Annotated in this window: 21 protein-coding genes; 18 read left to right on the top strand and 3 right to left on the bottom strand. The window is 55.2% G+C overall.

Annotation, left to right across the window (positions count from 1 at the left end; genetic code table 11):
- Positions 1-27 precede the first annotated feature (27 nt).
- The 12 genes from carA to rpe all read left to right on the top strand — a co-directional run bounded on the left by carA (position 28) and on the right by rpe (position 14,113).
- On the top strand, positions 28-1,212 hold the full coding sequence (gene carA / locus G437_RS0106085) for a glutamine-hydrolyzing carbamoyl-phosphate synthase small subunit (protein WP_024331685.1): 1,185 nt from the start codon (positions 28-30) through the stop codon (positions 1,210-1,212).
- Positions 1,212-4,514, top strand: a complete 3,303-nt coding sequence (gene carB, locus G437_RS0106080; RefSeq protein WP_024331684.1) for a carbamoyl-phosphate synthase large subunit — start codon at positions 1,212-1,214, stop codon at positions 4,512-4,514. The genes carA and carB overlap by 1 nt, the downstream gene beginning before the upstream one ends.
- Positions 4,511-5,350 carry an orotidine-5'-phosphate decarboxylase gene (gene pyrF, locus G437_RS0106075; protein WP_024331683.1) on the top strand — a complete coding sequence of 280 codons (840 nt, stop codon included), beginning with the start codon at positions 4,511-4,513 and terminating at the stop codon, positions 5,348-5,350. The genes carB and pyrF overlap by 4 nt, the downstream gene beginning before the upstream one ends.
- 96 nt (positions 5,351-5,446) lie before the next feature.
- The gene (mihF, locus tag G437_RS0106070) at positions 5,447-5,758 is read left to right on the top strand and encodes an integration host factor, actinobacterial type (RefSeq protein ID WP_024331682.1); all 312 of its coding nucleotides are present in this window, start codon (positions 5,447-5,449) and stop codon (positions 5,756-5,758) included.
- An 83-nt stretch (positions 5,759-5,841) separates the two neighbouring features.
- Positions 5,842-6,396 carry a guanylate kinase gene (gmk, locus tag G437_RS0106065; RefSeq protein ID WP_024331681.1) on the top strand — a complete coding sequence of 185 codons (555 nt, stop codon included), beginning with the start codon at positions 5,842-5,844 and terminating at the stop codon, positions 6,394-6,396.
- Between the two features lie 28 nt (positions 6,397-6,424).
- Entirely contained in the window at positions 6,425-6,694 is a 270-nt protein-coding gene (gene rpoZ / locus G437_RS0106060) for a DNA-directed RNA polymerase subunit omega (RefSeq protein WP_024331680.1), read from the top strand.
- 3 nt (positions 6,695-6,697) lie between these two features.
- Positions 6,698-7,894, top strand: a complete 1,197-nt coding sequence (gene coaBC, locus G437_RS0106055; RefSeq protein WP_024331679.1) for a bifunctional phosphopantothenoylcysteine decarboxylase/phosphopantothenate--cysteine ligase CoaBC — start codon at positions 6,698-6,700, stop codon at positions 7,892-7,894.
- 28 nt (positions 7,895-7,922) lie between these two features.
- Positions 7,923-9,107 carry a methionine adenosyltransferase gene (metK, locus tag G437_RS0106050; RefSeq protein ID WP_029769380.1) on the top strand — a complete coding sequence of 395 codons (1,185 nt, stop codon included), beginning with the start codon at positions 7,923-7,925 and terminating at the stop codon, positions 9,105-9,107.
- Positions 9,108-9,142: 35 nt separating this feature from the next.
- The gene (locus G437_RS0106045) at positions 9,143-11,137 is read left to right on the top strand and encodes a primosomal protein N' family DNA-binding protein (RefSeq protein ID WP_024331677.1); all 1,995 of its coding nucleotides are present in this window, start codon (positions 9,143-9,145) and stop codon (positions 11,135-11,137) included.
- 4 nt (positions 11,138-11,141) lie between these two features.
- On the top strand, positions 11,142-12,059 hold the full coding sequence (gene fmt, locus G437_RS0106040; RefSeq protein ID WP_024331676.1) for a methionyl-tRNA formyltransferase: 918 nt from the start codon (positions 11,142-11,144) through the stop codon (positions 12,057-12,059).
- Positions 12,056-13,444 carry an RsmB/NOP family class I SAM-dependent RNA methyltransferase gene (locus tag G437_RS0106035; protein WP_024331675.1) on the top strand — a complete coding sequence of 463 codons (1,389 nt, stop codon included), beginning with the start codon at positions 12,056-12,058 and terminating at the stop codon, positions 13,442-13,444. The genes fmt and G437_RS0106035 overlap by 4 nt, the downstream gene beginning before the upstream one ends.
- A 9-nt stretch (positions 13,445-13,453) precedes the next feature.
- On the top strand, positions 13,454-14,113 hold the full coding sequence (rpe, locus tag G437_RS0106030; protein WP_024331674.1) for a ribulose-phosphate 3-epimerase: 660 nt from the start codon (positions 13,454-13,456) through the stop codon (positions 14,111-14,113).
- Here rpe and G437_RS0106025 read toward each other — a convergent pair.
- A complete protein-coding gene (locus tag G437_RS0106025; RefSeq protein WP_029769377.1) occupies positions 14,110-15,222 on the bottom strand; it encodes a DUF3866 family protein in 1,113 nt (370 codons plus the stop codon). The genes rpe and G437_RS0106025 overlap by 4 nt on opposite strands.
- 30 nt (positions 15,223-15,252) lie before the next feature.
- On the opposite strand from G437_RS0106025, the gene G437_RS0106020 reads away from it, so the two are divergent.
- From G437_RS0106020 to G437_RS0105995, 6 genes are read left to right on the top strand one after another with little or no spacing between them, the layout of a single operon-like run.
- A complete protein-coding gene (locus G437_RS0106020) occupies positions 15,253-16,146 on the top strand; it encodes a helix-turn-helix transcriptional regulator (protein ID WP_024331672.1) in 894 nt (297 codons plus the stop codon).
- Entirely contained in the window at positions 16,139-17,062 is a 924-nt protein-coding gene (locus G437_RS0106015) for a helix-turn-helix transcriptional regulator (RefSeq protein WP_024331671.1), read from the top strand. Before G437_RS0106020 ends, G437_RS0106015 begins: the two co-directional genes overlap by 8 nt.
- 5 nt (positions 17,063-17,067) lie before the next feature.
- Entirely contained in the window at positions 17,068-17,373 is a 306-nt protein-coding gene (locus G437_RS0106010) for a hypothetical protein (protein WP_024331670.1), read from the top strand.
- A gap of 4 nt (positions 17,374-17,377) precedes the next feature.
- Positions 17,378-20,053, top strand: coding sequence for a DEAD/DEAH box helicase (locus tag G437_RS0106005; protein WP_024331669.1), 2,676 nt, complete (start codon positions 17,378-17,380; stop codon positions 20,051-20,053).
- Positions 20,038-21,573: an apolipoprotein N-acyltransferase gene (gene lnt, locus G437_RS0106000; RefSeq protein WP_060798118.1), complete on the top strand. Its 1,536-nt coding sequence runs from the start codon at positions 20,038-20,040 to the stop codon at positions 21,571-21,573. The genes G437_RS0106005 and lnt overlap by 16 nt, the downstream gene beginning before the upstream one ends.
- Positions 21,566-22,261, top strand: coding sequence for a polyprenol monophosphomannose synthase (locus G437_RS0105995; RefSeq protein WP_029769375.1), 696 nt, complete (start codon positions 21,566-21,568; stop codon positions 22,259-22,261). Before lnt ends, G437_RS0105995 begins: the two co-directional genes overlap by 8 nt.
- Positions 22,262-22,303: 42 nt before the next feature.
- Here G437_RS0105995 and G437_RS0105990 read toward each other — a convergent pair whose 3' ends face one another.
- Positions 22,304-22,669 (bottom strand): RNA polymerase-binding protein RbpA, encoded by a 366-nt coding sequence (locus tag G437_RS0105990; protein ID WP_024331667.1) that lies wholly within the window; start codon positions 22,667-22,669, stop codon positions 22,304-22,306.
- A gap of 95 nt (positions 22,670-22,764) precedes the next feature.
- On the bottom strand, positions 22,765-23,484 hold the full coding sequence (gene tsaA / locus G437_RS0105985; protein ID WP_024331666.1) for a tRNA (N6-threonylcarbamoyladenosine(37)-N6)-methyltransferase TrmO: 720 nt from the start codon (positions 23,482-23,484) through the stop codon (positions 22,765-22,767).
- Between the last annotated feature and the right edge of the window lie 47 nt (positions 23,485-23,531).

The raw sequence follows: 23,531 nt of genomic DNA, 5'->3' as shown, positions 1-23,531 counted from the left end.
GTGGATTATTCACCCGAGAGGACAAAAATGGTTCGCGACATCGCGATAATAGTTTTCGAGGACGGCTTCTATCTTCCGGGAAAGGCTTATGGTGCTTCCGGGCGCGCCTTGGGAGAGGCTGTATTTGCCACCGGAATGACCGGCTATCAGGAAACACTTACTGACCCGTCCTACTACGGTCAGATTGTCATTCAGACCGCCCCACATATCGGAAACACCGGGGTGAATCAGACCGACAACGAGTCCCGACAGATCTGGGTGGCTGGCTACGCCGTGCGTGAGGCCTCGCGCATTTCTTCTAATTGGCGCAGCCAAGGCAACTTGGAAGACGAGCTCAAGAAACAGTCTATTGTTGGTATCTGCGAGGTAGATACGCGTGCTCTCACTCGGCATTTGCGCGAGAAGGGAGCGTTGCGGGCGGGGATATTCTCGGGCGAGGCACTGCCTGCAGGAGCCGAAAACCTGACGGATGCAGCCTTGCAAAATCTAGTCTCTATAGTCTGCGACCAACCCGCTATGGCCGGTGCTGCTCTGGCTGGGGCGGTTACTACTAAGAAGGCTTATGTAGTTGCGCCGAGCGGAAAGTTCCAGGGAATGAAACCACTCGCAAAGGTAGCAGCTCTTGACCTTGGTATTAAGTCGCGCACTCCGGAGCAGATGGCTGCTCGGGGAATTGAGGTACATGTTCTTCCTCAGTCGGCCAGCCTTGCCGACATACTTGAAGTTGACCCAGATGGAGTATTTTTCTCGAATGGTCCGGGTGACCCCTCAACTAGTGAACACGAGGTGGAGCTGCTGAGAGCTATCTTGGATCGGAAGATTCCATTTTTTGGAATCTGTTTCGGCAACCAGATCCTCGGCCGGGCGCTAGGATACGGGACCTATAAATTGGTTTACGGTCACCGCGGGGTCAATCAGCCGGTGCTGGATCGTACCACCGGGAAGGTCGAAATTACTGCGCACAACCACGGCTTCGCCGTAGATGCGCCAGTCGAGGGTACCTCTGTGGCTCCTTACGAAAATGGGCGCTACGGTCGCGTCGAGGTTTCGCACGTGGGCCTGAACGATGGAGTTGTCGAGGGATTGCGGGCGCTAGATATTCCCGCTTTTTCGGTGCAATACCACCCCGAAGCTGCTGCTGGCCCCCACGACGCAGAGCACCTGTTCGATCGTTTCTTGACCATGATGAAAGACAATAAGGAGTCCAAGTAATGCCACGCCGCAAAGACCTAGAATCCGTTCTCGTAATTGGCTCTGGCCCTATTGTCATTGGCCAGGCTTGCGAGTTTGACTATTCTGGTACCCAAGCTTGCAGAGTCCTGAAAGAAGAAGGACTGCGCGTAGTTTTGGTAAATTCGAACCCGGCTACCATCATGACTGATCCTGAGATGGCCGACGCCACCTATATCGAGCCACTTACTACTCAGTCTCTTCGTCGCATCATTGCCAAGGAACGGCCCGATGCATTGCTGCCTACTCTGGGCGGACAGACCGCGCTAAATGCTGCCATTGCGCTAAAGAACGAAGGCATACTCGACGAATTCGATGTGGAGCTGATTGGGGCCTCGGCCGAGGCGATCAACGCCGGTGAGGACCGTGACGAATTTAAGACTGTGGTGGAACGCTGCGGAGCCGAGGTAGCCCGCTCCTACATTGCCCACAGTTTGGAAGAATGTCACGCTGCAGCTGAAAAGCTCGGTTACCCACTCGTTGTGCGTCCCTCTTTTACTATGGGCGGGCTGGGAAGCGGATTCGCCTACACTCCCGAGGATCTTGAGCGCATTGCCGGAGAAGGCCTACACGATTCTATTACCAACGAAGTGTTGCTCGAAGAATCCATTCTGGGGTGGAAAGAATACGAATTGGAGCTGATGCGCGACAAAGCTGACAACGTGGTCGTGGTTTGCTCCATCGAGAACGTTGACCCGGTCGGAGTCCACACCGGTGATTCGATCACGGTAGCGCCCGCCCTCACCCTCACCGACCGCGAGCTACAAAACTTGCGCGACATCGGCATTGCAGTTATTCGCGAGGTCGGAGTCGACACAGGTGGGTGCAACATCCAATTTGCGGTAGATCCTAAGACCGGACGCGTGATAGTGATCGAGATGAATCCGCGTGTATCGCGCTCTTCGGCTCTGGCCTCGAAGGCTACCGGATTCCCAATCGCGAAGATGGCGGCGAGGCTAGCGGTGGGATACACCCTAGACGAGATCCCAAACGACATTACTGGTTCTACCCCCGCTTCCTTCGAGCCCACTTTGGACTACGTGGTAGTCAAAGTACCCCGTTTTGCCTTTGAAAAGTTCCCGGCAGCGGACCCACGCCTGACTACGTCCATGAAATCGGTCGGCGAGGCAATGGCGATAGGGCGCAACTACTCTGAGGCCCTGCAGAAGGCGATGAATTCAATCGACAAGAAGGGGACTCGGTTCACTTGGAAGGGGAGTGCCCCTAACCGCGAGGAACTGGCTCAGCTGCTGGAAAAGATTAAGACTCCTACGGAACACCGTATGGTTCAGATTCAGCAGGCTATCTGGGCTGGAGCGAGCGCCCAGGAAGTAGTTCAAGCAACCCAGATTGATCCCTGGTTTGTCGATCAGATTGTGTTCCTAAACGAGGTAGCAACGCATCTTTCGGAGGCAGACGCCCTCGACAAAACGGTAATGACAGAAGCTAAGCGCGCTGGATTTACGGACGTGCAGATTGCCGAGATAAGGGGGCTGGAAGAAGATACCGTGCGGGAGGTCCGCCATGCCTACGGCCTGTACCCGGTTTACAAGACGGTGGATACTTGCGCCGCTGAATTCGCAGCCGACACCCCCTACCACTATTCGACCTACGACTACGAAAATGAGGTTTCCCCGCGTCAGCGCGAGGCAATTATTATCTTGGGTTCGGGGCCGAACAGAATTGGCCAGGGCATTGAATTCGACTACTCCTGCGTGCATGCCACGATGGAGCTGGCCAAGGACTATGACACGATCATGGTCAACTGCAATCCCGAGACAGTCTCTACTGACTACGATATTTCCTCTAGGCTCTACTTCGAACCGCTGACGTTTGAACACGTCCTCGAAATTTATCGCGCGGAGCTGGAGGCCGGTCCCGTAGCTGGCATGATTGTCCAGCTAGGTGGGCAGACTCCGCTTTCGCTCGCAGCCCGATTGGAAAAGGCCGGGGTGCCAATTATTGGTACCAGCCCCGATGCTATCGATGCTGCCGAGGATAGGGAAATTTTCGGTGCGGTACTGGAACGGGCCGGGCTCGATGCGCCGGCCCACGGCACTGCTCACACGGTCGAAGAGGCTCGGGCGGCGGCACTGGAAGTTGGCTATCCCGTGCTGGTACGCCCGTCTTTCGTGCTCGGCGGTCGCGGCATGGCTATCATTTATGACGAGGACGCCCTCGACGAATACTTGGCTTCTTCAGGTATTGCAGCCGAGGGCGCGGGGCAGGGCCCGCTGCTCATCGACCGTTTCTTGGATGACGCAATCGAAATCGACGTCGATGCTCTATACGACGGCAGCGAACTCTTTTTGGGCGGAGTCATGGAGCACGTGGAGGAGGCCGGGGTGCACTCTGGTGACTCCTCCTGCGTGATTCCACCGATGACGCTCTCGCAGGCTCGCATCAGGCAAATCCGCAAGGCTACTGAGGCCATTGCCAGCGGTGTTGGCGTTCGCGGATTGATAAATATACAGTTCGCCCTCTTATCTGGTGTGCTTTATGTAATCGAGGCTAATCCACGTGCCTCTCGCACAGTTCCGTTCGTCTCGAAAGCCACGGGAGTTTCGCTTGCAAAAGCCGCTTCACGGGTTATGGTAGGCAGGTCTATTTCCGAGCTCAAAGACCAGGGGATGCTGCCTCCAGAAGACGCCACCCAGATGGTCCCCGGAGACCCAACTGCGGTCAAGGAAGCTGTCTTGCCGTTCAAACGGTTCTTGGATTACGAAGGCCGAGTTGTAGATACGATCTTGGGGCCCGAAATGCGTTCCACAGGCGAGGTGATGGGCTTCGACAAGAATTTCCCCATTGCATTTGCCAAGTCTCTGCTCGCCGTTGCAGGTGAGGTGCCTAGGTCTGGCAAATTATTCATTTCGGTCGCTGACCGCGACAAGCGTGCTTTGGTATTGCCGGCACTGCAGCTTTCTGAAATGGGATTTGACTTGTGCGCCACTCGCGGCACTGCAGCAGTGTTAGAGCGAAACGGCATCGACTGCGAGGTGGTTCGAAAGGCTTCCGAAGGCCGCGGTGAGGACGGCGAGCCCACAATCGTCGATATGATCCACGACGGACAAATAGCTATTGTTGTGAATACTCCTGGCTCTCAGGGATCGCGGGCCGACGGATACGAAATTCGCACGGCTACAACCAGCGCCGGTGCTCCGATTATTACCACCATGCAGCAACTGACTGCTTATGTGCGAGCTCTTTCCGTCGATCCAGCAGATTTTCAGGTAGCTTCCCTCCAGGAACACGCAGCAGATCGCGCAACTAGGAGGGCTAAGTGAACTACGGAGAGCTGCTAGAAAAGCGAATAGAACGGGCGGGGCAAGTATGTGTTGGAATCGACCCGCACCCCAATTTACTCAAAAAATGGGGGCTCGAACAAAGCGCTGCCAGCGTTGAGGAATTTGGCTTGCGAACCGTCGAGGCTGCCGCAGACAATGCGGCTGCAGTAAAACCGCAATCCGCCCTCTTTGAATGCTACGGTTCTAAGGGGATAGCGGCCCTAGAGCGTATCTTGCATGAAGCAAGGCAGGCTGGTTTGGTAACTATCCTGGATGTGAAACGTGGCGACATCGGCTCTACTATGGCTGCTTATGCCAGAGCATACCTGTCGGTTGGAGCACCTTTAGAAGCCGATGCAATTACCGTCAGCCCCTATCTAGGGTTCGGCTCGCTGCAGCCGGCTATAGATCTTGCAATTGAAAATGGAAAAGGCCTGTATGTGTTGGGACTAACGTCCAATCCAGAAGGGCCCGAGATCCAGCAGGCAAAGACCAAAAACGGCGATTCCGTCGCTAAATATGTAGTTGAACACGCAGCTAAGGTGAACAAATCAGTATGTGGCAATAGTCACATAGGGCCTGTTGGTATAGTTGCAGGCGCAACTATAGGTGATGCCTTAGCGAGACAGAACATTAATCTTTCTAATGCCGGGGTATCAATCCTTTCGCCCGGTTTTGGCGCACAAGGCGCAGGAAAGCAAGAATTGGCTCGTGTTTTCAACGGAGTGCAAGAAAAGGTGCTGGCTTCGGCTTCCCGCTCAATTTTAATGAATGGGCCCACAGTTGGAGGGTTGGCACTAGCTATACAAAACTTCCGCTCGCAACTGTTCGAATAACCATATCTGGGACTGGCCTGGTCATAGCTTTGGCTATGGCCAGGCTATATCGTAAGATTTTGCGCGTCTGTACAACTAACTTTTAGAGAGGTTTATATGGCTCTGCCTCCGCTAACTGCAGAACAGCGTTCAGCTGCTCTGGAAAAGGCTGCCGAAGCTAGGCGCGTGCGCGCTCAGATTAAGGTGGAATTGAAGAAGCACCAGACCACACTGTCGAAGGTGCTGGAAGATTCCAAGGAAAATGAGGCCCTCGGCAAGATGAAGGTTGTCACCCTGCTTGAGTCACTTCCGCGCGTCGGCGCTACTACAGCCCAAAATATTATGGAAGAAATCGGCATTGCGCAGTCGCGCCGCATTCGTGGGCTGGGTGTGCATCAAGCCCAGGAGCTGATTCGCCGGTTTGGCTAAGTGGACCTATTAAAAAGGGGGTGCGAATCACTCGCACCCTCTTTTTTTGGGCTGAACGCACCAGATAGGGCATGATTGAGGCTATGGGTGCAAAACTTACGGTACTGGCAGGACCTACGGCTGTAGGGAAGGGGACTGTTGTAGCGGCATTGCGTGAGCAGTACCGTGGCCTCTACGTTTCTATTTCTGCAACCACACGCGACCCACGTCCCGGCGAGGTAGATGGAAAACACTACTACTTTGTTTCGGACGCGAAATTTGACCAGTTGGTCGCCGAGGGCAAAATGCTCGAGTGGGCGCAAGTGCACGGAGAGCATCGCTACGGCACTCCGGCCGCTCCAGTCGACGAAGCACTAGCAGAGGGTAGACCCGTGCTAGTAGAAATCGATCTGGACGGAGCCCGCCAGATCAGGGCTAAGCGTCCCGACGCTCAGCTTGTGTTTTTGCTGCCTCCCTCGTGGGACGAGCTGGTGTCGCGGTTGCGGGGTAGAGGCACCGAAGACGCCACCGAACAGCTCCGACGCCTGCAAACCGCAAAGGTCGAATTAGCTGCCGCCGACGAGTTTGACGTCAAAATTGTAAACGATGAGGTAAATACCGCAGTTTCTAAGCTAGCCAGCGTAATGGGACTGGCATAAAATAGGGCAGTTGAAGGAAAGGAATCAAATGTCCGGAATTGTCGCACATCCCGAAGGAATTACTAATCCTCCAATCGATGATCTACTCGAACGCGTAGATTCCAAATATGCTCTCGTAGTGTACGCAGCAAAGCGTGCCCGCCAGATAAATACCTACAATCAGCAGGTTGCTGATGGCATGATCTCCACTCCTGGGCCGCTTGTCGAGGTTTCTCCAGAGGATAAGCCCTTAGGTATTGCCCTCCGAGAAATTAACGAGGGGCTTCTTTCCCTGGACAAGGGAACTGACAAGGATTAGCAAATGGCACATGCGCTAGTCGGAGTTACCGGGGGTATAGCCGCCTACAAAGCTGTCGGCATCGTCAGAAGGCTGATGAAATTGGGCTGGCAGGTTAGGGTTATTCCAACCGAAGCGGCGTTGCAGATGGTGGGAAAGGCAACCTGGGAGGCTCTCACTGGCGAGCCCGTGCGCACGGATGTTTTCCAGGATGCTCAGCATGTCGACCATATCGAGGCAGCACGGGATGCGGACTTCGCTATCGTTGTTCCTGCCACCGCTAACTTCATTGCCAAGCTAGCCAATGGGATTGCCGACGACCTTTTGTCTACCACCTTGCTGGCGGTTGAGTGTCCCCTGATTGTAGTCCCCGCCATGCACACTCAGATGTGGAACCATATGGCTACTCAGGCCAATGTTGCCACGTTGCGCGAGCGGGGCGTGCGAGTTGTCGAACCAGCTCAAGGGGAATTGTCTTCAGGAGATTCGGGTAAGGGCAGGCTGCCCGACGAAGAAACAATCTTGTTCAACTGCAAAGCAGCTCTGCGGAAGCAGACCCTAACGGGACTAAAAGCTGCTGTTTCAGCCGGTGGCACCCGCGAACCTTTGGATCCGGTACGGTGGGTAGGGAACCGCTCTTCGGGGCGGATGGGCGCCGCTATTGCGAGCGAGTTGGCTGCAGCAGGCGCAGAGGTCACATTCGTCGCGGCTAACGTCGACCACTCGGTGGTCCCCGCCGGTTGCCGCCTGGTAGAAGTGTCCACAACCGCACAGCTGCAAGAAGCTATGCGAGCAGCCCAGGATTACGCCGAAATCCTAGTTCAGTGTGCTGCCGTATCCGATTTTGCTCCTAAATCCGTGTCAGAGAAGAAGATCAAAAAGACTTCTTCGAACACTATGATGCTGGAGCTGACGAAAAATCCGGATATTCTTGCCGGCCTAGTTAAAGAGCGGCGCGAAGGGCAGCTAATTGTCGGCTTTGCTGCAGAAACTGGTACTGCTGCCGAAGTGGCTGAATTGGGCGCTCAGAAAGCACGCAGAAAAGGTGCCGATCTACTTGTAATCAATCAGGTTGGTCAGAGTTCTGGTTTTGGCAATGTCGACACGTCGATTTCGGTGGTTGACGCTGAGGGCGAGCAAGTAGGTAGCGCAAGTGGTCCAAAAGATGTTGTTGCGCGCGCTATCGTCGAGGAAATTAGTACGCTAGCGGGCATACGCTAGTTCGCACTAGGAAACACGAGTGAGTCTTATGAATCGTCTGTTCACATCTGAATCTGTAACTGAAGGTCACCCCGACAAGGTGTGCGATCGTATTTCTGACGCTATTTTGGATGCGGTTTTAGAGCAGGACCCTGACGCCCATCTTGCAGTTGAAACGTTGGCTACTACGGGCCAGGTTCACGTTGCCGGCGAAATCACCACCGACGCTTACGTCGAGATTCCCCAGATTGTTCGCCAGGAGGTTGCCTCCATCGGCTACACTTCTTCTGATGTCGGTTTTGACGGCAATTCCTGTGGCGTGCTCGTCTCTATAGACCAACAAAGTCCTGACATCCAGGCCGGTGTTGAAAAGTCTTGGGAGGTACGCGACGATCTAACCGGTGATCACGATGCCTACGACATTCAGGGGGCCGGTGACCAGGGATTGATGTTCGGTTATGCCTGCAACGAAACGCCCGACCTCATGCCCGCGCCCATATGGCTTGCCCACAAGCTTGCCCGGCGTTTGGCCCAGGTGCGCAAAGAGAACCTCGTTGAGGGGCTGCGCCCGGACGGCAAGACTCAGGTAACGGTTGCCTACGAGGGCGACAAAGCCATTGGTTTGGATGCAGTGGTCGTCTCTAGCCAGCATTCGCCGGATCTCAGCCTCGACAAGTTGCGCCCGGCCTTGGTCGAGACAGTGATTGAGCCAACGCTAAAAGAGGTTGGTTGGAAGATGCCAAAGGCGGATTCTATCTTTGTGAATCCTGCAGGGCTATTCACCGTGGGCGGGCCTATGGGCGACGCGGGCCTGACAGGGCGCAAGATCATTGTCGACACTTACGGAGGCTACGCGCGCCACGGGGGAGGCGCCTTCTCTGGTAAAGATGCCTCTAAAGTAGATAGGTCCGGTGCATACGCGCTGCGATGGGTAGCCAAGAATATTGTAGCGGCGGGACTCGCGTCTAGCTGCGAGATTCAGGTTGCCTACGCAATTGGTAAGGCCCGTCCTGTAGGGCTGTACATCGAGACTTTTGGGACTGCCTCTGTTGGGGAGGAAGCGCTCGAAAAAGCCGTTTCTGAGGTATTCGACCTGCGTCCTGCTGCAATAATCGATGCGCTCGATTTGAAGAAGCCGGGTTTCAAGGCAACCTCTTCATATGGGCATTTCGGACGCGAGGAGTTCGCGTGGGAGAAAACCAACAAGGTTGAGCAGCTGCGTGCAGCCCTTTAGTTTCATCTGTGGGTGCCGGGAGTTTTAATTAGGGCATGATCCAAGACGCACTCCTGGCACTTCCAGATCCCACCCCTCGTCAGGTTAGTGTGCCGGGGGTAGACGATCCCGTGGTGGGGGTGCTGGTGGATCTTTCTGTGCCCCACTTGAATCGCCCTCTAGATTATCTTTTAGATAAAAAAACTAAGGACGCCCCAGTAGGGGCACAGGTTCGCGTAAATATGGCCGGCACTCGGCGAAATGGTTGGATCATATCGCGGGGCCACACCACTACTCATGCTGGTAAATTGGCCACGATTGCTTCGCTCACATCCAGGCGGGCGGTGTTAGCTCCTTTTATTTATGCACTCGCCGAGCGGCTAGCCGACAAGTATTGCGGCTCCATAGCGGGTATTCTGGCTGAAGCTATCCCTAAAAGGCACAAGGGCACCGAGGATGCTTTTACTGCTAATTTTGTCACTCCTACAACGCCGCGATGCGACGGGGATGCCTTTGCCCACACTGATTCCGGACAGGCTCTTTTTGAGCACATAAAGGCCGGTGAATCTCCCAGGGCGGTTATGCAGGGGCTACCTGGAAAAGGGAAACAGGGTTGGCTCAGCCAATTTGTTGCGCTTATTGCAGCTACGGCAGTTTCGGGGCGCGGAGCCTTGGCGGTTCTTCCCACCGTGCGTCACGTTCAAGCACTTTCTAGTGCTTTAGAACGCGCAAAAATAGACCATCTGAAGGTAACTTCTTCGCTGTCTGAAGCGGAACGCTATCGGGCTCACCTTACGTGTCTAGCAGGGGGCACACAGGTGGTAATTGGTACTCGCAGTGCCATTTGGGCTCCGTTGGAGGATGTGGGCACTATATTAATTTGGGATGAGGCTTCAGATTCGCTGGCCGGTAGACGCAGCCCGTATCTGCACGCACGAACTATCGCTGTTGAAAGGGCTGCGCTGCAAAAGAGCGCCTTAGTACTCGCAGGGTACGTTTTTTCCGCCGAGGCACAACTTCTGTTAGAGGCAAACTGGTGTGCACTGGTGCGGCCGGAACGCGCCAGTTTGCGCGCAAATACCGCCACGAACCAGGCTCCCACCGAGCAGGAGCTAGAGGCATACGGACCCAGCGGGCATATGCGTATTCCGCCCCCTGCACACAGGCTACTGTCTAAAGGGCTGCAGTCGGGGCCAGTTTTAGTTCAGGTTCCTCGAGCTGGGTACGTTCCGGTGGTCTCGTGCTCAAAGTGTGGGATGCTTTCGCACTGTGCCTCGTGTGCGGGCCCAATAGCATTGTCAGGGACCGGTATTTTAGAGTGCAGGTGGTGTGGCAAGAAACAGGCCAACTACGCTTGTCCACAGTGCGGTTCTAACGCGCCCAGATCTGCCAAAGTTGGGGCGGGCCGCGTAGGCGAGGAGCTGGGGCGGGCCTTTCCCGGCGTGGCTGTTACAATTTCCGGATCTGTGGGTACCGTGGTCGAACAGGTAGACGACTCGTCGCGGCTGGTAATCGCTACCCCGGGGGCAGAGCCCTTGGCTAATGGTGGATACCGGGCAGCAGTACTACTCGATGGGGCCGCTCTAGCCTCGCGTCCTGAGCTCTGGGCTCCAACCGAGGCTTTGCGTAGGTGGCTGAACGCGGCTGCTCTCGTCCGTCCCGACGGGCGGACTCTACTTTTGGGGTGTGCTGATCGTGCTCTGGCCGGGGCATTTATACGTTGGGACGGGCCCGGCTGGGCAAGACGCGATCTAAAAGAACGCCGTGAGCTACATCTTCCCCCAGCAGCGTGGTTGGTAGCCCTCGACGGGTCGCGCAAAGGCGTATACGAGGTAATCAGAGCGTTGCAGGAGTATCCCAAAAAACTCGATTTTGAGGTACTTGGCCCGCTGGAGGCTGATGGGGGTTGCCGAGCTCTTTTAAAGGCAACTACCGGCACTCACAGGCAATTGATGACCGGTTTAAATGCGGTGCAGGCCTCGCGCAGTGCAGCTCGAATGCCTAAAGTGCGCGTCCAAGTGAGCCCAGCCGATCTGTGGTCTATAGACTAGCTAGGTGCGTTTAATTTTTGCTGGAACTCCGGAAACTGCTGTGCCCCTTCTCGAGGCGGTGAACGAACTAGGCCATCAGCTTGTAGGAGTGCTGAGTAGACCTGACACCGCTAAAGGGCGCTCGAAGAAACTGCGCCCGTCGCCAGTGGCGAGACGGGCGGAAGAACTGGGGGTACCCGTATACAAGCCTGCCGCACTGCGCGGGGCCGAGGGCGAAGACCTCATTACTTCCCTTCATCCCGACCTAGTAGTGGTGGTGGCCTACGGGATGATCATTCCCAAGAACTTGCTGAGCATTCCTAGGCACGGTTGGGTGAACGTACACTATTCGCTGCTGCCTAGGTGGCGGGGCGCCGCCCCGGTTCAGCGAGCGATTGAAGCCGGGGACACGGCAAGTGGAGTTAGTATTTTCCAGATCGAGGAGGGACTCGACACTGGTCCGGTGTGGGATAGGCAAGAAATTCCCATCGGAATGGCAACAGATGCCCCGAAACTGTTCGAAGAGCTCAACGACGCTGCCTGCCGAATGGTCGGCAGGGTGGTGGGCGCAATCGAGGCGGGTGAGACCGAACCTGTTCCTCAGGTTGGGCAACCAACCTATGCGCACATGTATTCAAAAGCAGATCAACAGATCGACTGGAGTAAGCCTGCGCAGCAGGTGAGCGCTCAAATTCGCGCTTTTACTCCCACCGCATGGACATGTTTCGAGGGGACGCGTATGAAGATTGCTCTCCCTACGGTTACCTCGAAAATTCTGCCCGTCGGGGGAATTGAGGCTACTAAGAAACAGTTGTTTGTGGGTACGGCCTCTACTGCGCTCGAGCTTGGGCAGGTTTCCCCGGCGGGTAAAAAGTGGATGGGCGGTGCTGCCTGGGCTCGCGGCGCCCACCTAGATGCTAGTTCGAAGATGGGTGAAAAATGAGTTACAGAGCTAAAGCGAGGCAGCTAGATCCCGCTCGAGAAGCAGCTTTCGAAGTAGTTAGCGCGGTAGAAGAACGCGATGCCTACGCCAATTTGCTTTTGCCAAAAGTTCTTTCTCGGCTGGATCTTTCCGGTAGGGACGCTGCCTTTGCAACCGAAATAACCTATGGCACTCTTCGTGAGCGAGGGCGTGTGGATGCGATTCTTGCTTCTGCCTGCGGGCGGGCAATATCTAAACTCGATGCCAGCGTGCGCAATTTGTTGCGAATAGGCGCCTACCAGCTGCTTTACATGCGGGTTCCAGCTCATGCGGGAGTTGCTGAAACCGTTGATCAGGCCCGCGTGCATACCTCTGCCGGGCCTGCAAAGTTGGTAAATGCTGCCTTGCGCCGCGTTAGCGAAAGGTCCAACGAAGAGTGGGATAAGCGGATTTCGGAGGGTCTCAGTGAAGTCGAGGCTTTGGCTGTAGTTTCTTCGCACCCAACGTGGATAGTCCGGGCTCTTGGAGAGGCTGCTAAGGCAGCGGGACGAGGCCGCGCATTACCCGATATTCTGTTTGCCGACAACGAGGCTCCCTACGTTACTCTTTGCGCTAGACCAACGCTTATAAGTCGCGATCACTTAGCAGACCTAGCCGAGGATGTACTGGGGACTCAGGTGGCGTTTTCTGAACTTTCGCCGTGGGCGGTTATTTTGCAACACGGCGATCCTGCCTACCTGGAACCGGTATGCCAGGGGCAGGCAGCTGTTCAGGATGCGGGCTCTCAGCTAGTTGCAGCGCTACTTGCCAAGGCGCCGGGCAGGCAATCCGAATCGCGTTGGCTCGACATGTGTGCAGGCCCCGGCGGTAAGGCCGGATTGCTCGGGGCTTTTGCGGCCGAGCAGGGAATTAGTCTACTTGCAAACGAGATTTCGCCCCATCGCGCTGCCCTGGTAGAAGAATCAGTTAGGGCGCTCGACAACGTCGAGGTCCGCACTGGCGACGCCACGGAAATTACCGAGGGTAATTTTGATCGAATTTTGCTCGACGCTCCTTGCACGGGGCTGGGGGCATTGCGCAGGCGCCCGGAAGCTAGGTACCGCAAATCCAGTTCCGATCTGGCTGTGCTAACCCAAACTCAGCGCAAACTCGCTCGCAAAGGACTCGACCTGCTGGCGGCCGGAGGGGTGCTGTGTTACGCGACCTGTAGCCCACACGTATGGGAGACGCGTTTAGTTATAGCCGAAGTCCTCGCTGAGCGGGACGATGTTGAGATTATCGACGCCACTAAAGTTGCTGCCCAAATTACGGGTCAAGACCTAGGTCAGGGGCCTTTCGTGCAGCTTTGGCCGGATCGCGACGAAACAGATGCGATGTTTGCTGCTCTGCTACGCAAGAAAGGTTAGCCTGAAGATATGACTACAATTTCTCCCTCTATCCTAAACTGCGACATTGCCGATTTACGGGGCGAGCTCACCAAGATAAAAGCTGCCGACTACGCTCACGTCGATGTAATGGACAACCATTTTGTACCGAACCTTACCTGGGGATTGCCAGTTGTTGAAGCGGTAGTGAATACGGGCATTATCCCCGTCGACGCGCACCTTATGATCCAGAATCCTGATTTGTGGGCGCCCAGGTATGCTGAGGCCGGGTGCGCCTCAGTCACATTCCACGCTGAAGCAGCTGCAGCTCCGTTGCGACTAGCCAAAGAGATCCGCCGCAGGGGGGCCAGAGTAGGTCTCGCTTTGAACCCTGCAACCGCAATTGAACCCTACATTGACGTGTTGGGCTACTTCGACATGATTTTGTGCATGACTGTGGAGCCCGGATTCGGCGGGCAGTCTTTTATCGACGAGGTATTACCCAAGATAGCTCGTACTCGTTCAGCAATTAAAAATGCCGGTCTTGACATTTCCATACAGGTAGATGGGGGAATTTCAGCAAAAACCATCGAAAAAGCAGCCGATTTTGGAGCGGACGTATTCGTAGCTGGTTCGGCAGTCTTTGGAGCCGAGGACGCGGCAGCTCAGGTTGAGCTATTGCGGTCCCTGGCCAGCAAACACACCCATTAGCTTTGCTGTAGGGCTAAGTTCCCGGCGGCCCAGGCAGAAATAAAAATGGCTGCGTCTTGTTCTAGGGATCGTCCCATCGTGGAAAGCTTTACTGGGCATTTCAGCAAGCTTTCCCAGGCACCAGCAGCATCTACAGGAACGATCGAGTGTCTATTGGCGCTTGCCCGCTCCACCTGGGCGCGTACCTTGGCATCGAAGTTGCGAGCAATTCCGGGCAATCCTTCAAATCTTGGCAGGGGCAACAGCGCTGGTTTTGCCGTAAGTTCTGCAAGAGCTGTGTGGGTGTGATGTGAGAGTCCAAAGTGGCGGGAGCGCTTGTCTGCTCCTGAAATTCTGAGGGCGGCGATAGGTTTTGCCTCGAGCGCTGCTGCCGAAGTAAGCGCCCAAGCTACATCTACGCCGGAAAACCCGAACTCGGTATCGCCTCCAAGGTTTCCCGGACCCTGGCTGACGATGATCAGGTCGGGGTCGGCTTTCAGCTTGGCTATCTGGATTGCCGATGGAATAGACACAGCTTCATAATCGCCGCCCCAGGCTTGCCCGGCGGTGACGGTGGCATCTATCCAACCGGCCTCTACTAAGGCCGCCACCTGCATGGAAAGCGGGAGCGGGAGGGACGCTCCGTCGGTCATGACATAGGCGATTTTAGCGCCGGGATTTTCCTGTTTTGCCCCAGCAATTATGGCCGGCAGCTGTGAATGCAGATCCGCGGCCACAACGGGAGTGCCTTTTAGACGGAGGTTCGCCAATTGCTCGTGTCCGCTTGCGTCTTGTTCATCCGAGGCAGCAACCATAACCTGGGTAGGCATATAGCGGGCTTTTACCATGTGACCCTCAGGAAGATAGTCAGGGGGGAGGGCTGAAAGATTTGTGACCACTGATGCCGATCCTCCTGTTCCCAAGCGGCGGGCGAGGGCGGAACATTCCAGCCGCACTCGTTGCCCCACGCCTAGGGGACCGACTATTCGCTCATACGAGATAGCCCGTACGCTTTGTCCGGTCAGTGGAGGTATCCCCTTGGTGGGGCCTTCTTCGATAGCTACTTCTACTTGGCAGGCGCCCCGCCAAGTGCGAATAATCTTTGTAACCACGCCATCTCGATAGATCATAAAGACTAGTTTAGGCGGTAGGCTAAGACCGTGGCGGATTACAAGGTAAAGGGAACTGAGCGGGTAGCTAACCTACTTGTCACGCTGGTCAACGCCCCCCAAAAAGGGTTAACAAAACGTGCTCTCTTGCAATCTGTAGCCGGCTACATTCCTGGCGACGAACGGGCTTTTGAGCGGGACAAGCAAACTTTGCTAGACGCCGGTATTGCTTTGCGCGCAACTGTTGACGAAGTATTTACAAACGAAGTCTACTATTCCGTGGATCTGGCTAGTTCCGACCTAAATCTGACTTCCCTCGAGGCAGCGGTTGTATTGGCTGCCATACGAATGTGGTCCAACGATGCGCATTGGAACGTGCGCGAAGTCGAGACCAAGGTTCCTTCTGCGAGTCCTATTGCCGTCCCTAAATGGAATGTGTCGGGCACCGAGGCTCTAAGTGGATTCATGCAGGCCTTGGTTGAGGCTAAATCAGTTTCCTTCACTTATCGCAAGGGCTCTGGTGGTACCTCCGTGCGGCGGGTGGACCCGTGGAAGCTGCACGCTGCGAACGGGGCTTGGTATTTGGTGGGTTTCGACCTCGATCGACAGGAGCCAAGGACATTCCGCATTTCTAGAGTTAGTGGAGAACCCAAGCTCGAGGGGTGTATAACCCATGCGGCAGGCGATGTAGCCCCATTTCAGGACGAGGTATCACCGGTGGTCTCCATCGCTCCGGGTACAGAACACGCTCTGCGGCTGCGGGGAAAAGAAGTTATAGGTGGGGGAGGGCCTGCTGGTTGGCAAACTTACGAACTCGAAGAGGGCGAGGCGCTTTCTTGGTTGTCCGATTTGGTTGCTTGCGGGGCAAATGTAGTAGTGCTTGACCCACCTGAGCTGCGCAGCGCAGTGATTTCTCATTTCGAGGCGATGGTTGAAAATGCCTAGTATTTCTACAGCGAAACATATCGTCCGTTTCGTCTCTATCCTCGCCTACCTGCGGGCCCATCCGGGCACTACTTTGCGCGCTCTGTCCAAGGCTTTCGACACAGATGTGCGTAGTATGCGACGCACGCTAACAACCATGGTTGGCGTTGGACGCGGCCAGCGGGCGTACTGGGAATCGATAGTGGTAGATATTCCTTCTGATCCAGACGAGGTCGTGCATGTTGACGAGGACCAAGGTATTACTAAAGCGCTGTCTCTCAGCGCTACCGAGGCAGCCACAATATTGGCTGGGCTTTCGGTGCTGGCCCAGACTCCGGTGCCGGAGTTTGCCGAGCTTGCTAGGCGGGCTGCGGCTAAGATTTCTGCTGCGGGCGCCGGCCAGGCCGAGGTAAGCACTGCTCCTACGCCCTCGCGCGTCGGATATTTTGGCGGGCTAGCGCAGGAAGCTCTAACTTCGGGAACCTGTGTCAAGATCCGCTACGTGGACGGGGCAGACAAGATCTCTGAGCGAATCGTAGAGCCTTGGCAGTTGGAGCATTCATACGGACATTGGAAGCTGGACGGATGGTGCCTGTTAGCAAATGGGCAGCGCACCTTCCGTCTCGACCGGGTGTTGGACATGGAAAAGACTACTCGCCCCGTAGATGCGTCGCGTCCACAGCGTCCCCAGCGGCCTGCGTTGCTGACGGTCCGTTTGCGCGTTCGTACTGATCTTGGCTGGCTTACCGACACCATTCCTTCAAAAGTTTTGCGGCGGGGCGAGGACTTTCTAGACATCGAAATAGTCGTAAAAGATGTCGAATGGTTTACTAGGTTATTGTTGCGTTTAGGTTCCGGGGTGCTCGAGGTCGACCAGAAAGCATTTTCGCTGGCAGCGGTTGAGCGGGCCCAAAGGGCGCTAGCTCATTACAGGTAGGTTTTATGGCTCTGATTTGGACAGTACTGGCAATAGCGGCCGTCGTTAGCCCGCTATTTTTACTCTTCAAGCTCTGGAAGAAGTTGCGCTCTCTGTGGGCACAAGTGTTGGATTTGCTTGCAGCATTAGATGTCGAGGTGGAAGAAACCAAAAAGTCGGATCCGCCGGTGGTGGGTCCTCTGGCTGACAGACAGGCGCGCATAGATGCACAAACATGCAGATTGCGGCTAAAGAGGGCGCGCGCCTTAGCCAGGCGCTCCCGCACCGAGCAAGCTCTGGCCAGATGGCATAGCATTGGCCTTACGGATTAGGAATATGAGCAAGCACAGGCGAACACGACACCCCGACACCGAGCCTTCACCGGCCGAGCGTTATAGAGCATTTAAGGAGCGGCAGAAGCGACGAGATACGCCCCTGGGCCGTTTTGAGTCTTCTCTGTCGTTTGCACTCGACGATTTCCAGCTCAAAGCCGCTCAAGGCGTTCAAGAAGGACGAAATGTGCTGGTAGCTGCTCCTACCGGGGCAGGCAAAACGATCGTCGGCGAGTTCGGTATTGAACGTGCCCTTTCCTTGGGCAAACGGGCATTTTACACCACCCCCATCAAGGCCTTGTCGAACCAAAAGTTCTCTGATTTTTGCGAAAAATGGGGCAGGCAGCGGGTAGGTCTATTAACCGGGGATACCGTAGTAAATGGCGACGCCGATGTGGTGGTAATGACTACTGAGGTGCTTCGCAACATGCTTTATCAGCGGCACCGTGCTCTGGAGGGCTTAGGGGTTGTCGTATTAGACGAAGTCCATTATTTGGCGGATCGCTTTCGTGGTCCTGTTTGGGAAGAGGTAATTTTACATACTCCCTCCCAGGTACAGATTATTTCTATTTCTGCCACCGTTTCTAACGCCGAGGAGTTTGGCAGGTGGCTTGGCGAGGTGCGTGGGGACTGCCTGGTGGTTGTATCCGAGGAGCGTCCGGTTCCACTTGAACAACACATGGTAGTGGGCGATCGCCTATACAGTTTGTACCGAGCTGGCTCTACCCGCCCAAATCCCGCCCTAACGCAGGCTGTTTCGCAGTCTTTGCAGCGCCGTCCGCGGGTCTTTCCCGAGGACGTGATGCTTACTCTAGGTAAGGAGGATCTACTTCCAGCTATCTTCTTTGTTTTCTCTAGGGCCGGCTGTGACCGGGCTGTTTCTTTCTGTCTGCGAGCGAATATTTCCATTACCAGTCCGAGCCAACGCGAACGGTTGCGCGAGATATGCGCCGACGTCGCCGACAAAGTTCCCGGCGAAGACCATGCGGTGGTCGGTATGGACCGCTGGTCTAAAGCCATGCAAAACGGGTATGCAGCCCACCATGCAGGTATGCTTCCTGCGTTGAAAGAGGCAGTGGAACTAGCTTTTTCCGAAGGTTTGCTGGGGGCTGTTTTTGCTACCGAGACACTGGCTTTGGGAATTAATATGCCGGCACGCTCAGTAGTAATCACACAGCTGCGAAAGTGGAATGGCGTCGATCATGTAATGCTCACTCCCGGCCAATACACGCAGCTTACAGGCAGGGCTGGCAGGCGGGGCATCGATACGGTGGGCCACGCCGTGGTGCCTTACCAGATCGGTGCCGAGCCCGCTATAGTCGCTTCGCTTGCCTCTAAGCGTACCTATCCGCTCATCTCGGCTTTCCGACCTACTTATTCCATGGCCGTAGGTTTGCTGGAGCGTTTAGATATGGGGGAGGCGCGAGCAACTATGGAGCGCTCGTTTGCCCAGTTCCAGTCGGATCAAAAGGCTCGAGTCAACGCTCAAAAGGCGCAAAACTGGAAACAGCAGATGTCGGCTGCAGAGGCTGATATCCACTGTTCTCGCGGCGATTTCAAGGAATATGCACTCGCTCGACAGGAACTTTCGCGGGCGCAAAAATCAGCCGCTAAGGCCTACCATAGGGCGCGTCGCATGCGTTTTCGGCAGACGATTTTAGAGCTCGATCGTGGCGACGTAGCACAGCTGAAGATCGGCAAGCGCCAGCGTGCAGGACTAGTGCTCAATGCTGCCAAGCACCACGGGTTACCCACTTTGCTGGTTCTAACCGACGACGCGAAATTGCGCCATATAAGTGCCGACGACGTTTCCGGTGGGATTGCCAGAGTCGGGCACATCAAGATTCCACCTTCACTTACGGGCCGAAAGCCTCGAGACCGCAAAGAGCTGGCATCGAAGCTGCGTCACGACGGGCGGGCGGGCAAGTTCAAAGCTAAAGAACGAAAAGAGCCAGAGCTCGAAAAATTCGATCTTTTGAAGCAAAAGATTTCCTCGCACCCTTGCAACTCGTGTCCTCGGCGCGAGGAACACTACGCTAAGGCGCGCTCCTGGGTACGAGCCAAGAGCGAGTACGAACGCTATCTGAAGAAAGTTAGCGAGCAGACTTCCGCCCTCACAACGAGGTTTGAAGGGGTCTGCCAGGTGCTGACTACCCTAGGGTATTTAGAGGGCGAAAAGGTAAGTGACAAGGGAGTTCTGCTCGCTGGGATCTATTCGGAACACGATCTTTTGCTCGCTCAATGCCTTTCTGACGGGGTATTTTCTAAGCTTTCAGCACCTGAACTGGCAGCCGCAGTGAGTGCGTGCATTTACGAATCTCGGGGAGAGCTGACTACGGCTCCTTTGCACTTGCCAGGGCGCGTGCGTGGAGCCCTTTCCCAGATAGAGTCCCTTCAGGCAAAGATCTCGAGGCTGGAAAGCGCTAACTCACTTCCCGAATCCTTGCAAGCATCCCCGGCGCTGGCTGAGGCAGTACTGGCGTGGGCTAGTGGGGCTTCGTTGACTACCACTCTCGAAAGTACTGACCAGCTGCCTGCTGGTGACTTCGTGCGTTGGGCCAAAATGCTTATTGATGTGCTTGGGCAGATTCGCTTGCTTGCCGATCCGCAGCTGGCTAGCAAGGCACAGTCGGCGGCCGACAGGATACGCCGTGGGGTAGTGGCATGGACAGAATACTAAAACCGCGCAAAGGATTTTTGACCTATGCGAAGGCCCTTGTCCTTTCCGTAGGCGGAGGAATCTGCATGTATTTGTCTTTTCCTCCGACCGGGGCCTGGTTTTTGATGCCTCTCGGCCTGGGTGCACTCTTCTGGTGTACTCGCGAGCACGGGGCTGCGCTAGCCGGTTTTTCTGGCCTGGCCTGGGCTATGGCTTTTTTCGTTCCGCACATCGAGTGGGTTTCTAAGTCCGTTGGTTGGGCAGGGCCGTGGATTTGTCTGGCTTTGATTCAGGCGTGCTTTGTCTCGGCGTGGGCTGTGGGCAATTGTTGGCTTTCGCGCTGGCTAAAAGCCGATTTTTCGAGGGCTGTACTGGCTTCGTTGACCTGGGCTGGTTTTGAACAACTGCGCGGGCACGTCCCGTGGGGCGGATTTCCGTGGGGATATGCTGCTTACGGACAGGTGGATTCGCCACTCGCTAATTTAGCTCCCTACGGTGGGGAAGTACTGGTAAGTGCTTTCGTCTTTTTAATAGGTGCTCTATTCTTTTCAATATTCTCTTCAGGTGTACATCTTTTAGTTCGCCTTGCTCTAGGACTTATCTGCTTGGCCGCGGGAATTTTTCCGCTGGCGGTGCCTACTCCGGCCACGCCGGCTATTGGGCAACTCACGGTTGCAGCTGTGCAAGGAAATGTGTCTCGGCCGGTGGCTAAGGCATATGCCCGCGAGGGTGAAGTAACGAGCTCCCACGGCGAGCAAACTAGAAAGATCTCTCAGCCGGTTGATCTAGTGCTGTGGGGTGAACAGGCTGCCGATCGAGATCCCCGTAGCAACCAGAAGGCAGCGGGCATTGTGGCTGGAGCTCTGCGCGCAGTGGGCGTACCTATAGTTGTGGGGGCGGTTCGATATCAGGATGGCGTGCGCTACAACGACCACTACGTGGCCTACCCGGACGGACGAATTGGCGACACTTACACCAAGCAGCGGCCGGTACCTTTTGGCGAGTACGTACCAGGGCGCGAATTTTTAGGAAGATTTTTCGCCGATGTCGATAAAATCCAAACCGACATGGCTCCGGGCAGGGGAAGAGCTGTCCTCTCGGTGGAGGGGAAAAAACCTGTTCGGCTGGCGGAGGCTATTTGCTTCGAAGTAGCTATTGACGAAATCGTCCGGCAGGGCGTGCAAGAAGGAGGCACTCTGCTTGCCGTGCCAACCAACAACTCTTCGTTCGGGTTTTCCGCGGAGTCTACTCAACAGCTGCAGATGTCGCGATTTCGGGCTATTGAATACCATCGGGCGGTTGCCCAGGTGTCTACGAACGGTGTTTCCGCACTGATTCTGCCCAATGGGCAGGTGGCGGAACAGTCTCAGCTCTTTACAGCTGACGCTCTTGTTGCTTCTCTTCCATTGCAGAGGGAGCTAACTGTGGTGGCGACGATCGGCGGGCGCATACAAACTGCTTCCATGGCGTTTGCACTGTTGTGCTGGGCAACAAGCGCAGGTGTTGTCTACTCCAGAAAGAAGAGGGCTTCTCGTGCCTAGGACTTTAGTTATCGTTCCTACCTATAACGAGGCGAGGGCGTTGCCGGTGTTACTCGAACAGCTTGCGAAACTCTCGGTGGACGTTTTAGTTGTAGACGATGACTCGCCGGATGGAACCGGTAACATTGCCGCTGCTTTCGCTAGCTCTTTTCCTCGCATCCACATCTTGAACAGGACGGCTAAAGCGGGTTTGGCCAGCGCTTATAATGACGGGTTTCGGTGGGCGCGCGGGCGCGGGTACGACTTTATAGCCCAGATGGATGCCGACGGTTCACACCGAGTCGCTGACCTTTTAAAGCTGCTAAAGCGCGCAGCCGAACCAGATCAGGTGGATTTGGTGATTGGTTCACGTTGGGTGCGCGGTGGCAGGGTAGTGGGTTGGGCGAAGTGGCGGGAGTTACTTTCCAGAGCCGGGAACCTTTACATCCGTGCGGTGCTCGGATTGCCCCAAAAAGATATCACCGCCGGGTTTCGCGTATATTCCAGACGAACGTTTGCTTTACTGGAGCCGAAAACTACCGGTTATGTGTTTCAGACCGAGCTAACTCGGGCGGTGTATAAGGCCCATTTGCGTATCGTCGAGGTACCCATAACCTTTGTCGAGCGACGTGCCGGACAGTCAAAAATGTCGGGAGCGATATTCTTAGAATCTTTGGTTCGGGTCACTATGTGGGCACTGGGAAAATAAAAAAATGGAGGGCGAATACCCTCCATTAATTATGTAAGTTTCTTACCGCCGCCTGTAATGAACGCCCTCGCGAAGACGGCCCTCGTGTAGCATTTTCAGTTGTTCATCTAGCAGCACTTGGAGCTCCTCGAGGCTGCGACGTTCCAGCAGCATGTCCCAGTGGGTGCGCTGAGGCTTCGACGGTTTCTCGTCTTTCGGCTTGGAAGCTCCCTGCAATAATGCTTGCTGACCAGTCTTGGATTCCCAAACGGCTGGAGGTTCGGCCTCGGAGGAAAACGGGACAGTGAAAGTCTCACCAGTCATCGGAACAACGTAAGTGGCCTCGATACGGTCGGCAAAAACAACGCCATCTTCAGTTTCAAGAGACTTAGAACCGATGGAAGTTCCACGGAGTGCGCGATCAGCCATGCATCATCCTTTCTATCAATGCCCAGCCATTGTACCGTTCTAAGCCGAGAGTAGCTAGCTAACCCGCCTCTATCACGTTACGCCGATAATGTACATTATGTAATATTGCGGTTATTTCGTTCTTTCTCCTCTCTAACTTGCAAAACACGCACTACCCCGTCCACGCGAAATTTCACTTCAAAACCAGAAAAAGTGAAACCATACACCCGCTCCGGATCGCGATGGTAAGCAGGTCTGGGATCTTCAGCTAGCACGTCTGCAAGTGTCTGTAAGAAATCTGCTGGCAGTGCTGCCTGAACTGCGGGCGGAAAAACTACCTCATAGGTGGGCTTTTCTTTTGCGGTAAATCCAAACTTAGCGTCTTTGTGCACGTCCTCGCGAATGTAGGGCTTTATGTCATAAATTGGTGTGCCGTCCAACAAGTCGATCCCAGAAACCACCAGGTCACCATTTACCACTTCTTCTAGTTTAACTGAAGAAAGGCCTAGCCGATTGGGGCGAAACGGAGACCTGGTGGCGAATACCCCCATGCGAACATTGCCAGACAGTCGAGGCGGCCGAACCAGCGGTACAAAACGGTCGGAATGGACTACCTCGGAAAACTGCCAGATCAGCCAAAGATGGGAAAATCCTTCCAACCCACGCAAGGCCTGGGAAGAACGAAAACGAGCAGTGAACTCGATTCTCGCGCGCAGCGAGTTTACTCTTCCAGATTGCCTGGGAATGCCAAATTTCTGCGTAAATCCCGTTCGGGCATAGGCAATAGGTTCGAGCTGGCTAAAACCAGATGAATCACAAGAGGGGTACGAGTTCATTAAACTAGCTTAGTCCTTACATTAGGCGATATGATCTATCTTAAAAG

Source organism: Winkia neuii subsp. neuii DSM 8576, assembly GCF_000420405.1.
Classification (GTDB): Bacteria; Actinomycetota; Actinomycetes; order Actinomycetales; family Actinomycetaceae; genus Winkia; species Winkia neuii.
The sequence above is the reverse complement of the archived record's forward strand: the minus strand, read 5'-3'. Positions and strand labels throughout refer to the sequence as shown.